The sequence below is a fragment of the Acidovorax sp. LjRoot204 genome (assembly GCF_056175785.1).
Genome location: NZ_JBGFFF010000121.1, coordinates 1 through 13,359, shown reverse-complemented (window position 1 = coordinate 13,359; position 13,359 = coordinate 1). Strand labels below are relative to the sequence as shown.

Sequence of the window (13,359 nt, the reverse complement as noted above, 5' to 3'; positions counted from 1 at the left end):
GTTCCAGGCTGCGCAGCAGGTGGGTCATCGCCGTTTCGAACTGGCCGTTGCCGCTGTGCAGGGCGCCCAGCGTCAGGTGGTAGAGCCAGCGCACCCAGGGGTCGGGTGCGCGCTCGGCGGCGGCCGCTTCGCGCGCCAGTGCGTCCAGTCCGGCGCGTGTTTTCCCCGCCACGGCCAGTTGCCGGGCCTCGAAGCAGACAGCCAGCACCTGCGACGACGGATCTTTCTGCGCAGCGGCGAGCGCCTTCAGCTGCGCTATGCCCTCGGTCACCACCGTTGTCTGCCCGGTCTCGAAGGCCGCGTCTGTCAGCGCCGCCAAGTAAGTGCGCCGGGTCGCGGCATCGGCCGCGTTGGCAAAACGTGCCGCGGCGGCCTGCAGCGCCTGCACGGCTTCGGCGCTGTTGCGTTGCGACAGGTTTTGCAGCCGGTCCAGCTCGGCCAAGTCCGCGTTCAGTAGCTGTGCCCTTGCGGGCAATGCCGTCTGCAGGCACAGGGCCACGACCAGCACCACAACCCGGACGAGGCGCATCAGGGCAGCTCCAGCCGCCGCCCGCGCAGCAGGGTGATGGCCTCGACCCGTGTGCGCACCCGCAGCCGCTCCAGGATGCCCGTCACGTGCTCCTTCACGGTGCTCTCTGCAATATCCAGCTGCGATGCAATGCGCTTGTTGGGCAGCCCCTGCAGCACCAGCGCAAGGATCTGGCCCTGCCGGACAGACAGCCCCAGCTCGGCCGGTGTCACCGGCAGGTCGCGGCTGCGCAGCGGCTGGCTGCCCGGATGGCCCGGCTCAAACCAGACCAGCCCGCTCAGCAAGGCCTCCACCGCCAGCCCGAAGGTTTCAGGCGCTGCTTGTTTGTKGATGAAGCCCTGCGCGCCTGCCTGCCGGGCCTGGTCCATCACGGCGGGGTCATCGTCGCCACTGATCACCGCGATGGGCATTCCGGGGCAGTGGTTGCGCACCTGGGCGATCAGGCCCACGGCGGCGCCTTCTGCCAGCCAGAAGTCGATGAGCGCGATGGCCGGTGTGCCCCGCGTGTCCACCCAGCGCAGAAGGTCGTTTGCCCCTGCGGCCACCACCACGTCCATCTGCGGCAGTCGGGCGCGCAGGAATTCGGCCATGCCGTGTGCCACCAACGGATGGTCGTCAAGGATGAGCGCGTACTGAGAGGTGGAGGACATGCGGTGGTGGAGGAGGCGCAACCCGGCGGGATGCCGGTGCCAGAAGGTATGCCTGCGGGCAAATTCTGCCAAGTGTTCAGCAGGATGGGCGGCGCGCAAACCCTACCAGCGTAGGGTTTCGCGCGGGATGGGGTGCTGCACAGAATCCGCGCTCCATTCACCATCACGAGGTTTCTGTTCATGACACGACAAGCCAGCGCAACGGGTGCCGGGCGCACCTGGCACTCTGCACGACCTATCTTCCGCTGGGCCCCCCTGGGCCTGGCTGCCGCCTTGCTGGTGGGCTGCGGCGGTGGTGATGACGACAACGGCACGCCTCCGCCCAGCGCTGGCGCATTCAGTATCGGCGGCGCGGTCAGCGGCCTGGGGGCTGGCAAAACGGTGACGCTGCAGAACGCCGGCAAGGACGACCTGACCGTGAATGCCAATGGCAACTTCGTGTTCGTCACGCGTCTGGACAGCGGCATTGCCTATGCCGTCACCGTGAAGACCCAGCCCAGCGGGCAGCGCTGCACGGTGACGGAAGGCACCGGCACAGCCACTGCCAACGTGAGCAACGTGCAGGTGCGCTGCGAAAACCTGGCGGCTGCCACCTACACGGTGGGCGGCTCGGTCAGCGGCCTGGCGGGGGGCGCTGTGGTGCTGCAGAACAACGGGCGCGACGATCTGTCGGTCTCCAGCAACGGCGGCTTCACGTTCGGCACGGCACTGGCGGGTGGCACGGCCTACGCCATCACGGTGCGCACGCAGCCTTCGGGCCAGAGCTGCACGGTGCSCAACGGAACGGGCACGGTAGGGTCGGCCAATGTGAGTTCGGTGGACGTGAGCTGCGCGACGGCGGCGCTGGGGCTGCCGGAGGGCGACTGGAAGCAGGAGCTGTGCGTGGTGGTGCGGCCAGGAACCTGGGGACGCTCGCTGTGGCGCATCACCCGGCAGAGCGACACCCGCGTGATGGGGCAGATTGGTGTGGTGACCTATGCCGACGCCAACTGTTCCGGCACGGGCACCGTTGCAGGTCCGCTGACCGATGTGGGCAATATAGCGTTCGACCGCAACGGCAGTACGGCCACGCTGACCGCTTTCTGGGGGCTGTGGACCCAGCCGTCGGGCCTGACATCGCGCGCCGTCTGGGCACGCAAGGGGCCCCGCCTGTGCATCTTTGGCGATCAGATACCCACCGCGTTCCCGACGGCGGCCAGCGTGGAGAGCTACGTGGACACCGTCTTGCCTGCCAAGACCTGCTACACGCAAAACTGAGTGCGGGGGGCTGTACGGCCCCCCAACCAACCCAAAGCCCCCGCAGCGAAGTTGCTGCGGGGGCTTTTCTTTGCTCGGATGTGATCCGCTTTGTGTTGGAGCGCGCCCATTGCTGCAGGGCCACCCGCCCCGGTGTCCCCGCGGGGCATCCCTCAGGCTTCAGCGGGCGAGTTCAGCCGCCGTCGCCGCATCCAGCCGCCCGGATGTGGGCAGCCCCTTGTCCTTCTGAAAGGCGCGCAGCGCTGCCGTCGTCTTGCCGCCCATGGCGCCATCGGGTGTGCCGGCGTTGTAGCCCAGCTCGTTCAGGCGGGCCTGCGCATCGCGCAGCGAAAGTCCTGCGGTGGCTCCATTGTTTTGCGCGGCAGCACGCGCGGCCGATGTCTGCGAGGGCGGTGCGGCGCCGTCCACACTCAGCCGCCCGCCACCCCCCAGGCCCTGGCCCTTCACCGTCTGGGCGCGGTAGTTGCGCAGCGACTGCACCATCTGGTTGAACGCATCCATGAAGGCGGCCGCAATCACCTTGCCTTCGGCCGTGTTGGAGTAACCGCCCATGCGCGCGCCGCCCGATCCGCCCAGCAGTTGCCCCATGGCGCCAAAGTCGGTCTTGGCGGCACTGCCTTCCGACGCCGCCACTTGCACACCGGATCGGTTGTCGATGAGCGTGAGCAGCGCGCTGGCCTCTTTGGTGTTCATGTTGCCGCCGATGGCTGCCAGCAGGCCCCCCGCACGGCCACCGACCAGGCCGCCCAGCGATGCGGAGGCACCGCCTGCGTTGTTGTTCTGGAACACGATTTCGGGCGACAGGCCATAGTCCGAGGCCACCATCTGCCCCTGGCCAAACTGGCTGCCCTGCCGCATTTCGCCCGACTGCATCAGCGCGCGCTCGCGCGTCATCGCGTTCATGCCGGCGGCGCCGCGCTCCACCACCACAAAGCAGTTGGACTGCTGCACCAGCAGACGCAGCAGGTTGGCCGTGGGCGGCAGGCGGTATTGGTCACGCAGGATGGTGTACCAGCCAGCCTGCTGGTTTTCGATCAGCGAGACGGTGCCCAGCGGGCTTTCGCAACGCTCCAGCGAGTCGCTGGCGCCGGTAGAGGCTCCGCCCGCAGCGCTGCCGGTGGCCACGGTCTTGGCATCGGCGCTGCCCATGCGCATGTTGGTGGTCTCGCAGCCGCTCAGTAGTGCAGCAGCGGCCACGGCAGCGCTGACTGCGCACAGGCGCAGCGGGGTGGTTGAACGGGGCGGGGTGGCAGCGGCACGCGCGCGCCGTTGCTGGACAGAAAGGGTGATAGTCATGGTGACGGATGTGGCCGCATGTGCAGCGAAAGGGAGGAACACAAAGTCCTGATCTTTCGCCGTRCAGCCAATCACCGGCAACCCGACAGAGGTAGGGTGCAAGGGGTGGCGCACCCGGCCCGGAGTGCGCCCCGCGCTTATCAGAACGGTCAGCTGCTGGACAGCGCCGCGCTCTGCAACTGCGCCAGCGTCACAAACTCCAGCGCGCGGGCATGGGTGCATTCCAGGATCACCGGCGGTGCCACACCCGCCTCGTAGGCTTCTTTCCAGCGCAGGGCGCACAGGCACCAGCGGTTGTTGGCCTTGAGTCCTGCAAACCGGTATTCGGGCCGGGGGGTGATGAGGTCATTGCCCCGCGACAGCGAGAAGTCCAGAAACGCCTGTGTCATGCGTGCGCAGATCACGTGGGTGCCGTGGTCGTGCTCGTCGGTGTTGCAGCAGCCATCGCGGTAGTAGCCGGTCAGCGGGTCGTAGGAGCAGGGCATCAGCATGGTGCCCAGAACGTTCAGTGCAGTCATATCGGGTCGCGTGTGTTGTGAGGGCCTATGGGGGGCGTAGATTGTTGGAGTGGGCGCGGGGCGGCTCAGCCCTCTTCGCCACGGCGGCGCAGCACCACGGTGATCTGCCCGTTGGTCTCGATGGTGGCGCGTTCCACTTCGTGCGCGTGCAGGCAGCCACCGGCGCGCAGTGCGGCCTCCACGTCGTCGCGGGTCAGCAGCTCCTTGCGCATCAGCGCCTGGTTCAGCTCGCCCTGGTGGATCAGCACCTGGGCCTTGCCGTCCACCCAGCGCCCGATGCGCGGGAAGTGGAACGCCAGCCGCGCCAGCGCCACATGCAGCAGCATCAGCGTGCTGGCAGAGATCAGCCCGCCCACGAGCGAGTTGTCGCCCGCGTTCATTGAGTTCTGCACCGCGTTCGACAGGATCAGCAGCAGGATCAGGTCAAACGGCTCGTACTGCCCTGTCTGCCGCTTGCCCGACAGGCGCATGAACACCAGCAAGAACAGATACACCACCACGCCGCGCAGCACAAACTCCCACCACGGCACACTCATTTGCCACATTGCAAGGTTCCTTGTTGGATGCTTGGGTGGGGCCAGTCTACGGCCTGCGGCTTGCCCCTCATTCGCTGAGCGAAAATCCCGGGCAATCCCCCGCACGGCTCCGGCACAGTGCGCCCTCATTGCAGTGGCGGCCGAGCGGGCCTCCTCTGCTGCCCCCATCGAAAGTACCGCCCCATGCAACGCCGCCAATTCCACCAAACCAGCCTCATGGGGGCGCTGCTGTGCGCCACTGCGCAGCACGCCTGGGCGCTGTCGCTGGGCGACCTCACCAATGCCGACGCCTCCAGCGGCCTCAAGGCCGCGCTGACCCAGGGCGCGCAGGCGGCGGTGTCGCTGCTGGGCCGCAATGACGGGTTTCTGGGCAACCCCAAGGTGCGCATCGGCCTGCCGGGCTACCTGGACGACGCGGCCAAGGTGATGAAGTCGCTGGGCCAGGGCAAGCGCATCGATGAGCTGGTGGTGTCCATCAACCGCGCCGCGGAAGCGGCCGTGCCCATGGGCAAGGACCTGCTGGTGGGCGCGGTGCAGAATATGACGGTGACCGATGCCAAGAACATCCTCACCGGCGGCGACAACTCGGTGACCGCCTTTTTTGCCGACAAGACGCGCACGCCACTGGGCCAGCGCTTTCTGCCGGTGGTGAACCAGGCCACCGAGAAAGTCGGCCTCACGCAGAAATACAACGCCTTCGCGGGCAAGGCCGCGAGTTTTGGCCTGCTGAAGGCCGAAGACGCCAACCTGGCGCAGTACGTCACCGGCAAGACGCTGGACGGTCTGTACCTCATGATCGGTGAGGAAGAGCGCAAGATCCGCCAGGATCCGGCCGCCGCCGGCAGCGCCATCGCGCGCAAGGTGTTTGGTGCCTTGCGCTGAGAGACGTCACGATGCCTTTGCCACAGCCTAACGACCCCTGCCCCTGCGGGCGCCTRGCGCCTGCTGGCCCGGGTGGCAGCAAGGGCAAAAGCGCAGCCCCCTTGCCATTCGCCAGCTGTTGCGGCCGTTACCTGGCGGCACCTGGGCTGGATGCCATGGCCGCCCCCGATGCCGAAAGCCTCATGCGGTCGCGCTACACCGCCTTTGCGTGCGAGCGGGCCGACTACCTGCAGGCCACCTGGCACGCCAGCACCCGCCCGGCCACGCTCGACTTTGATGCGGGGGCCAAATGGCTCGGGCTGGACGTGCGCCGATACGTCGCCACCGATGCCGACCACGCCGTGGTCGAGTTTGTGGCCCGCTACCGTGTCGCGGGGCGCGCCGTGCGCCTGCACGAGACCAGCCGTTTTGTGCGCGAGGGTGGGCGCTGGTTCTATGTCGATGGAGACCTCCATGGCTGAAATTCAAGCCAAAACCACCTCAAGCGCTAGTGCAATATGCCTTGATAGCTATGAAATTTGAAGCAATCCTGTTTGACTGCGACGGCGTGCTGGTGGACAGCGAGCCCATCACCAACGGCGTGCTGCGCGACATGCTGGCCGAGGCCGGGTGGGTGATGACGCCGGAAGAGTGCATGCGCCTGTTCATCGGCAAGATGGTGCGCAGCGAGGCCGCGCGCATTGAGCACCACACGGGCCGTCCTCTGACCGACGAATGGATGTCGGCCTTCTACGCGCGCCGCAACGCCGCGCTGGAGGCGCAGCTCAGCGCCATCGAGCACATCCATGGCGCTGTCGAGCGTGTACACGCCCACCACGGCGGGCGCATTGCCTGTGCCTCGGGGGCCGACCGTTTCAAGGTCGAGATGCAGCTGGCCAAGGTGGGCCTGGCGCCTTACTTTGAAGGCCGCATTTTCAGCGGCCACGAAATGCCCGCCACCAAGCCCGCACCCGATGTGTACCTTGCCGCCGCTGCAGCGCTGCAGGCCGTGCCCACGCGCTGCGCGGTGGTCGAAGACACGGTGACCGGCGTCACCGCCGGTGTGGCTGCCGGGGCCACCGTGTTTRCCTACGCCCCGCTGGACGATGGGGCCGCGCTGCGGGCGGCAGGGGCGCAGCACGTGTTTCGCAGCATGGCCGAGCTGCCCGGCTTGCTCGGCTGCTGACACGGGTCCACAAAAAAAGGGACATGGCGATGAACACCTTTGCGCGGGCCATGAAGCACACGGTACTGGCCGCCGCCCTGGCGCTGCTGGCGGGCTGTTCGTCGGTCAAACCCTGGATCAACGAACCCCTGCCTGCGGGCGATCAGAACATCCCTGTGCGCAAGTCCGAGCGCGACCCGACCATCCTCGTGGCCGTCACGCTGTCAGGTGGCGGGGCGCGGGCCGCCGCGTTTGGCTACGGCGTGCTGACCGAGCTGCAGCAGACGCGGTTTGTGTGGAACGGCCACCCCACCACCTTGCTGGACGCCACCGACGTGGTCAGCGGTGTGTCGGGCGGCAGCATTGTGGCGGCCTACTTTGCGGCGCATGGCATCGAGGGGCTGCCACGCTTTGAACAGGACTTTCTGCGCCAGAACTTCCAGAACAGCCTCATCACCCAGGCGCTGCGCCCGGGCAATCTGATCGACCTGACCTCCCCCTGGCTGGGCCGCACGCACCTGCTGGCACGGCGGCTGGACGAGCTGTATGGCGGCCTGACCTTTGGCGACGTGGAGCGGCGCCCGCGCCACCCGCAGCTGTTCATCACCGCCACCGACATGTCGCTGGGCACCGGCTTTGAGTTCACCTGGGAGCAGTTTTCGCTGATCTGCTCAGACCTGCGCAAGGTGCCGCTGTCGTTCGCCGTGGCGGCCTCGTCAGCGGTGCCGCTGCTGCTGAGCCCGATGACGCTCAAGAACTACGCCGACCAGTGCCCCGATCGTCCCTCCCCATCGGTCGCCGCAGCGGTAGCGGGCGACTACCGCGTGCGGCTCAACCGCGCCCATGAACTGAGCTATGTGGATGCGCAGCGCAAGCCCTACATCCATCTGGTCGATGGCGGCCTGGCCGACAACCTGGGAGTGCAGCGCCTGCTGGACCGCGCCCTGGCCAATGGCGGCCTGCGCCAGACCTTCAGCGAGGTCGGCATACCGCCTGCCACCATCCGCAAGCTGGTGCTGATCACGGTAAACGCCGAGCGCGATCCCTCGGTCAACATCGACATGAGCGACAAGGTGCCCAACATGGCGCAGGTGGTGGACGCCCTGCTGTTCGGCACCGGCGCCCGCGCCACGCGAGAGACGCAAGAGTTCTTGCGCGACATCACACGCCAATGGCAGCGCTCGCTGGCGTCAGGCCCCACCGGCGCCAACGACGTGTTCGCGCCCGATGCAGAGATCCACGTCATCCCCGTCAACCTGYGCGACGCCCCCGACGACATCGCACGCCGCCGCCTGCTGCAGGTGCCCACGGCGTTCTCGATCACGTCGGAAGAAGTCACCGACCTCATCGAGGCGGGCGGCAGCGTGCTGCGCCACTCGCCCGAGTTCCGGGCGCTGGTGCAATCGCTGCTCAGCCCCGATCCCCATGCGCCGCATGCACCGCCAGCGGGGCTGCAGGCCAAGGACTGAGGGCGCGCGCTCAGGGGCTCTGGAGAGCGCTCAGGGCCGCGTATCCGGCGCCGGGGTTGTGGGCACGCCCTGCTCCTCGGCAGCCCGCACCTGCGCCGCCATGGCACGCTGGTAGCCGGGCCGCTGCTGCAGCCGCTGCCAATAGGCCTGCGTGGCCAGGCCAAACTGCACATCCAGCCCCAGGTGCTGCGCCAGCAGCAGCGCGTACCCCACCGCCACATCCGCCGCCGTGAAGCGGCCCGCGCACAGATGGTCGCTGCGGCTGTGGGTCAGGGCCGTTTCCACCGCGCGCAGCCGCGCCAGAAACCAGCGGCTGTAGTCCTCCACCACCTGCGGCTGCTTGCGCTCTGCAGGCTCAAAGCGCCCATAGCGCAGCACCAGCGTCTGCGGAAAGGTCAGCGTGGCATCGCTCATGTGCAGCCAGTTCAAGTACGCGCCATACGCCGGTTGCGTGGGCGCCACATCCAGCCCCGCATCGGGGTGTGTGGCCGCGAGGTACTGGCACATGGCCGCCGATTCGGTCATGCGCACATCGCCTTGCACCAGCAGCGGCACCGTACCCAGCGGGTTCTCGTCCAGAAACCACCGCGCCTTGGCGCGGGGCGGGAAGGGGAGCATGTGGAGCTGGTAGGGCAGTTGTAGCTCTTCGAGCATCCACAGGGGGCGGAAGGAGCGGGCGCTGACGCAGTGGTGGAGGTGGAGCATGTAGTTGGTTCGCCTTGTCGTTCTTTTGGCACTCAACGCCGTTTGGGTGGTACTGGGCTATGACCTGAATTGGCGGACTGTTGTAGTAGTGGATTCAAGCGCCATTCAAAGCTAAGTTGTCTGGCGGGTAGCGTTGCTACCTAACCGTGTATCCGTTTCGTTCGCGTGTCAGGTTTCCCGACTTTCTCTTGTGGGGATGGAACGAATGGCATAGCCGCTACCCCTGCCCACAATCGCATATGAAAGGGTTGCCCAAACCAGAATCCCGAGCCCAGCTAGGCCGAAGGACGAGTGTGTCTTCAGCGATAGATACACAACTAGAGCCGTACCAACGAGGGCGATTGCGCTTTGTAGCCCCCGTCGAGGTACAACGTACTCTGTTGCCAAGGCGGCAACGGGGTGCCCGTTTTCACGTAACACACATTCAAAAATCCCTCGACGCATGTTCCTAGTGGAAAGCTCCAGCGAATACTTGGATCCGTTCAAGGTGAGCTCGTGCACGGACGTCAGAGCAATCTTTCGCCTCACAGCTACCAGGGCGTCGTTTAAATAAAGTTCCTCCTTACCGGTGAGGGACGAAATCCAGAGAGCGAAACGATTGTCTGCGTGTTGAAACACGAATCAGAGCCCTCCAAAGGTGCTGGCAGACGAAGTTGAAGGAACGCGCTGCGCCATGTGAGTCCTAGCTTTAGTGTGTAGGCGGAGAGTTTCTGGGATTGCAATTTGGCCGCATTGCGAGGCGAATTGCTCTTTTGAGAAGGAGTATTTTGAGGATGCTGAGTAAACGTTCGGATGCAATCAAGGCCGCGATGATCCTGTCTCTCCCGTTGCCAAGTTTAAGTGTCTCGGGCGCCGACTTTGTCTGCATTCGCTAGGTTGTTCACTACACCCTCACCACCCGCCGAAACTCCGCAGGCGACTGCCCCGTCCACCCCCGGAACGCCCGGATAAAACTCTTCTCGTTCTCAAACCCCGCCGCCTCGGCCACCTGTTTGATGGGCCGCTGCGTGCGGTGCAGCAGTTCCACCGCGCGGGTGCGGCGCACCTCGTCTTTCAGGCCTTGCAGCGTGGCGCCTTCTTCCTTCAGCTGCCGGTGCAGTGTGCGCGGCGACACATGCAGCAGCGCGGCCAGCGAATCCGCGCTGTGCTGGGGCAGGGCGTGGGCCGGTTGCCCCGGCAGGGGGGCAGCCAGCAACTGGCGCACGCGCTGCACCAGCAGGCGGTCGCGGCGGTAGTGCAGCACGGTCAGGGGCAGGGCGTGCTGCAGCATCTGGCGCAGGGCCTGTTCGTCGCGGCGAAGGGGCAGGTGCAGATAGCGGGCGTCAAAGTGCAGGGCGGTGCGTGGCACGTGGAAGGTGACGGGGCCACGGAACAGCACGGCGTAGGCATCGGCATGCGGGGGCGCATCAAAGGCAAACTCGGCGGCGATGAGGGGGATGCGCGAGTCCACCATCCAGCAGGCCAGGCCGTGGGCATTGCGCAGTACCGACACCAGACAGAACTCGCGCAGCGCGCCCAGGTCGCGGGCCTCAGTGATGGCCAGGGTGGCGGTGTCGCCCTGGGTGGTGAGGTGCAGCGCAATGTCGTCTGCCAGCAGGCCATGGTGGCGGCACCAGCGGGCCAGGGCCACCTGCAGCGTGGGCGAGCTGATGCTGGCGCGCGCCAGCATGCCGTAGCTGCCCCAGGGCAGGCGGCGGCTGAACCAGCCCAGGGCTTCGTCGTCCAGCTCCTGCATGGCGGCGTCGGAGATCTGTTCCATCTGCCAGGCGGTGATGCGGGCGCTGTCGTCTTGCAGCAGCTGCGGCGCAATCTGTGCCTGGGCCAGGGCGCGTTCGGGGCTCATGCCGCGCCGTTCATAGGCCAGAGCAATGGCGCGCACGAACGCGATGGGCGTGGCCGCCGGTGCGATGGGCGTCGCTGCGGGGGCTGTGGCGGAAGCAGGCAGGCGGTGGGCGATAGAGGCAGGTGATTTCACGTTACAGAGTGTGCCAGCCGTGGCACGATTTGCAACCATTGTGGCAACCCGGCCGGGCCGTGGGCTTCTATGCTTGCCTATGCTTTCGAATGGCTTGCCACGCGTGCTCTGCCCGCGCTGGCCGGATGACCGAGGAGACAAACCCGTGACGACTGCAGCCGCAACACAATCCGCACCGCTGGTGGACAGCTACGCCCGTGGCGCTACCGATGTTCCCCTGATCGAGCAAACCATCGGCGCCTTCTTTGCCGACATGGTGGCCCGCCAGCCCGAGCGCGAGGCGCTGGTTAGCGTGCACCAGGGCCGCCGCTACACCTACGCCCAATTGCAGACCGAGGCGCACCGCCTAGCCAGCGCGCTGCTGGGCATGGGGCTCACCCCCGGCGACCGCGTGGGCATCTGGTCGCACAACAACGCCGAATGGGTGCTGATGCAGCTGGCCACCGCGCAGGTGGGCCTGGTGCTGGTCAACATCAACCCGGCCTACCGCACGTCCGAAGTCGAATACGCGCTGAACAAGGTGGGCTGCAAGCTGCTGGTGACCATGGCCCGCTTCAAGACCAGCGACTACTTGGGCATGCTGCGCGAGCTGGCGCCCGAATGGCACCACCAGCAGCCGGGCCAGCTCGGCTCCGTGAAGCTGCCCCACCTGAACACGGTGGTCTGGATCGATGAGGCAGGGCAGGGCGCCGACGAACCGGGCCTGATGCGATTTACCGACCTGCTGGCACGCGGCAACGCGGCCGACCCGCGCCTGGCGCCCATCGCAGCGACGCTCAAGGCCACTGACCCCATCAACATCCAGTTCACCAGCGGCACCACGGGCTTCCCCAAGGGGGCCACGCTCACGCACCGCAATATCCTGAACAACGGCTTCTTCATTGGCGAATGCATGAAGCTCACGCCCGAAGACCGGCTATGCATCCCCGTGCCGCTGTACCACTGCTTTGGCATGGTCCTGGGCAACCTGGCCTGCCTCACGCATGGCTCTGCCATCGTGTACCCCAATGACGGATTCGACCCGATCACCGTGCTGCAGACGGTGCAGGACGAGCGCTGCACCGGCCTGCACGGCGTGCCCACCATGTTTATTGCCGAGCTGGATCACCCGCGYTTYRMSGAGTTCRACCTCAGCACCCTGCGCACCGGCATCATGGCSGGCTCGCCSTGCCCSACCGAGGTGATGAAGCGYGTGGTGRASSAGATGMACCTGMGCGAAATCACCATCGCCTACGGCATGACCGAGACCAGCCCCGTGAGCTGCCARAGCAGCACCGACACGCCGCTGGACAAGCGCGTATCGACCGTGGGCCAGGTGCAGCCGCACCTGGAGGTGAAGATCGTGGACCCTGACACGGGCGCCATCGTTTCCGTCGGCCAGCGCGGCGAGTTCTGCACCAAAGGCTATTCCGTCATGCACGGCTACTGGGGCGATGAGGCCAAGACCCGCGAGGCCATCGAYGACGGCGGCTGGATGCACACCGGCGACCTGGCCACCATGGATGCCGAGGGCTATGTGAACATCGTCGGCCGCATCAAGGACATGGTGATCCGYGGCGGCGAGAACATCTACCCGCGCGAGATCGAAGAATTYTTGTATCGCCACCCGCAGGTGCAGGACGTGCAGGTGGTGGGCGTGCCCGACCAGAAGTACGGCGAAGAACTCTGCGCCTGGATCATCGCCAAGCCCGGCACGCAGCCCACCGAGGACGACATCCGCGCCTTCTGCAAGGGCCAGATTGCGCACTACAAGGTGCCGCGCTACATCCGCTTTGTCACCAGCTTTCCGATGACGGTGACGGGCAAGATCCAGAAGTTCWAGATCCGCGACGAGATGAAGGACCAGCTGGGCCTGGAAGAACAGAAAACCGCTTGAAAGAGCCACAACGTATGACCATTCTCGACACCCAACTCAATGYCCGCTCGGCGGACTTTCTGGCCAACGCTGCCGCCATGCGCACACTGGTGGATGACCTGCGCGCCCAGCTCGACAAAGTCGCCCAGGGCGGCGGTGAGGCGGCCCGCGCCAAGCACACGGCGCGGGGCAAGCTGCTGCCGCGTGAGCGCGTGCAGATGCTGCTGGACCCGGGAACGCCGTTCCTCGAACTGGCGCCGCTGGCCGCGCTCAACATGTACAACAACGACGCGCCCAGCGCGGGGCTCATTGCGGGCGTTGGCCGCGTGAGCGGCGTGGACTGCATGATCGTGTGCAACGACGCCACGGTGAAGGGCGGTACCTACTACCCGCTCACCGTCAAGAAGCACTTGCGCGCGCAGGAAGTGGCGCAGCAGAACCACCTGCCCTGCATCTACCTGGTGGACTCGGGCGGCGCCAACCTGCCSAACCAGGACGARGTSTTTCCYGACCGCGACCACTTCGGCCGCATCTTCTWCAACC

General features: G+C 66.4%; 14 protein-coding genes. 7 read left to right on the top strand and 7 right to left on the bottom strand.

The window, feature by feature from the left end:
- Both AC04MI_RS18495 and AC04MI_RS18490 read right to left on the bottom strand, forming a co-directional pair.
- The coding region (locus tag AC04MI_RS18495; RefSeq protein ID WP_476498370.1) for a hypothetical protein at positions 1–529 on the bottom strand (529 nt) is incomplete at its 3' end.
- Positions 529–1,179: a LuxR C-terminal-related transcriptional regulator gene (locus tag AC04MI_RS18490; protein WP_476498369.1), complete on the bottom strand. Its 651-nt coding sequence runs from the start codon at positions 1,177–1,179 to the stop codon at positions 529–531. The genes AC04MI_RS18490 and AC04MI_RS18495, both read right to left, overlap by 1 nt.
- A gap of 180 nt (positions 1,180–1,359) precedes the next feature.
- On the opposite strand from AC04MI_RS18490, the gene AC04MI_RS18485 reads away from it, so the two are divergent.
- The gene (locus tag AC04MI_RS18485; RefSeq protein ID WP_476498368.1) at positions 1,360–2,436 is read left to right on the top strand and encodes a hypothetical protein; all 1,077 of its coding nucleotides are present in this window, start codon (positions 1,360–1,362) and stop codon (positions 2,434–2,436) included.
- Between the two features lie 159 nt (positions 2,437–2,595).
- Here AC04MI_RS18485 and AC04MI_RS18480 read toward each other — a convergent pair whose 3' ends face one another.
- The 3 genes from AC04MI_RS18480 to AC04MI_RS18470 form a co-directional block, all read right to left on the bottom strand.
- Positions 2,596–3,732: a peptidoglycan-binding domain-containing protein gene (locus AC04MI_RS18480; protein ID WP_243415645.1), complete on the bottom strand. Its 1,137-nt coding sequence runs from the start codon at positions 3,730–3,732 to the stop codon at positions 2,596–2,598.
- A gap of 149 nt (positions 3,733–3,881) precedes the next feature.
- Complete coding sequence (locus tag AC04MI_RS18475; RefSeq protein WP_056057809.1) at positions 3,882–4,250, bottom strand: DUF2237 family protein; 369 nt, start codon at positions 4,248–4,250, stop codon at positions 3,882–3,884.
- A gap of 65 nt (positions 4,251–4,315) precedes the next feature.
- Positions 4,316–4,795: a DUF421 domain-containing protein gene (locus AC04MI_RS18470; RefSeq protein ID WP_056057813.1), complete on the bottom strand. Its 480-nt coding sequence runs from the start codon at positions 4,793–4,795 to the stop codon at positions 4,316–4,318.
- A 174-nt stretch (positions 4,796–4,969) separates the two neighbouring features.
- Between AC04MI_RS18470 and AC04MI_RS18465 the strand changes: the two genes are divergently transcribed.
- From AC04MI_RS18465 to AC04MI_RS18450, 4 genes are read left to right on the top strand one after another with little or no spacing between them, the layout of a single operon-like run.
- A complete protein-coding gene (locus AC04MI_RS18465) occupies positions 4,970–5,668 on the top strand; it encodes a DUF4197 domain-containing protein (protein WP_099729207.1) in 699 nt (232 codons plus the stop codon).
- An 11-nt stretch (positions 5,669–5,679) separates the two neighbouring features.
- Positions 5,680–6,129, top strand: a complete 450-nt coding sequence (locus AC04MI_RS18460) for a YchJ family protein (RefSeq protein ID WP_436077530.1) — start codon at positions 5,680–5,682, stop codon at positions 6,127–6,129.
- A 50-nt stretch (positions 6,130–6,179) separates the two neighbouring features.
- On the top strand, positions 6,180–6,833 hold the full coding sequence (locus tag AC04MI_RS18455; RefSeq protein WP_476498367.1) for an HAD family hydrolase: 654 nt from the start codon (positions 6,180–6,182) through the stop codon (positions 6,831–6,833).
- Between the two features lie 23 nt (positions 6,834–6,856).
- Positions 6,857–8,281: a patatin-like phospholipase family protein gene (locus AC04MI_RS18450; protein ID WP_476498366.1), complete on the top strand. Its 1,425-nt coding sequence runs from the start codon at positions 6,857–6,859 to the stop codon at positions 8,279–8,281.
- 30 nt (positions 8,282–8,311) lie between these two features.
- Here AC04MI_RS18450 and AC04MI_RS18445 read toward each other — a convergent pair whose 3' ends face one another.
- Positions 8,312–8,986, bottom strand: coding sequence for a glutathione S-transferase family protein (locus AC04MI_RS18445; RefSeq protein WP_436077532.1), 675 nt, complete (start codon positions 8,984–8,986; stop codon positions 8,312–8,314).
- An 883-nt stretch (positions 8,987–9,869) separates the two neighbouring features.
- Positions 9,870–11,000 (bottom strand): AraC family transcriptional regulator, encoded by a 1,131-nt coding sequence (locus tag AC04MI_RS18440; RefSeq protein ID WP_233250494.1) that lies wholly within the window; start codon positions 10,998–11,000, stop codon positions 9,870–9,872.
- Between the two features lie 106 nt (positions 11,001–11,106).
- On the opposite strand from AC04MI_RS18440, the gene AC04MI_RS18435 reads away from it, so the two are divergent.
- The gene (locus tag AC04MI_RS18435) at positions 11,107–12,837 is read left to right on the top strand and encodes an AMP-binding protein (protein WP_476498365.1); all 1,731 of its coding nucleotides are present in this window, start codon (positions 11,107–11,109) and stop codon (positions 12,835–12,837) included.
- Between the two features lie 14 nt (positions 12,838–12,851).
- A partial coding sequence (locus AC04MI_RS18430) for a carboxyl transferase domain-containing protein (protein WP_476498364.1) occupies positions 12,852–13,359 on the top strand: 508 nt, incomplete at its 3' end.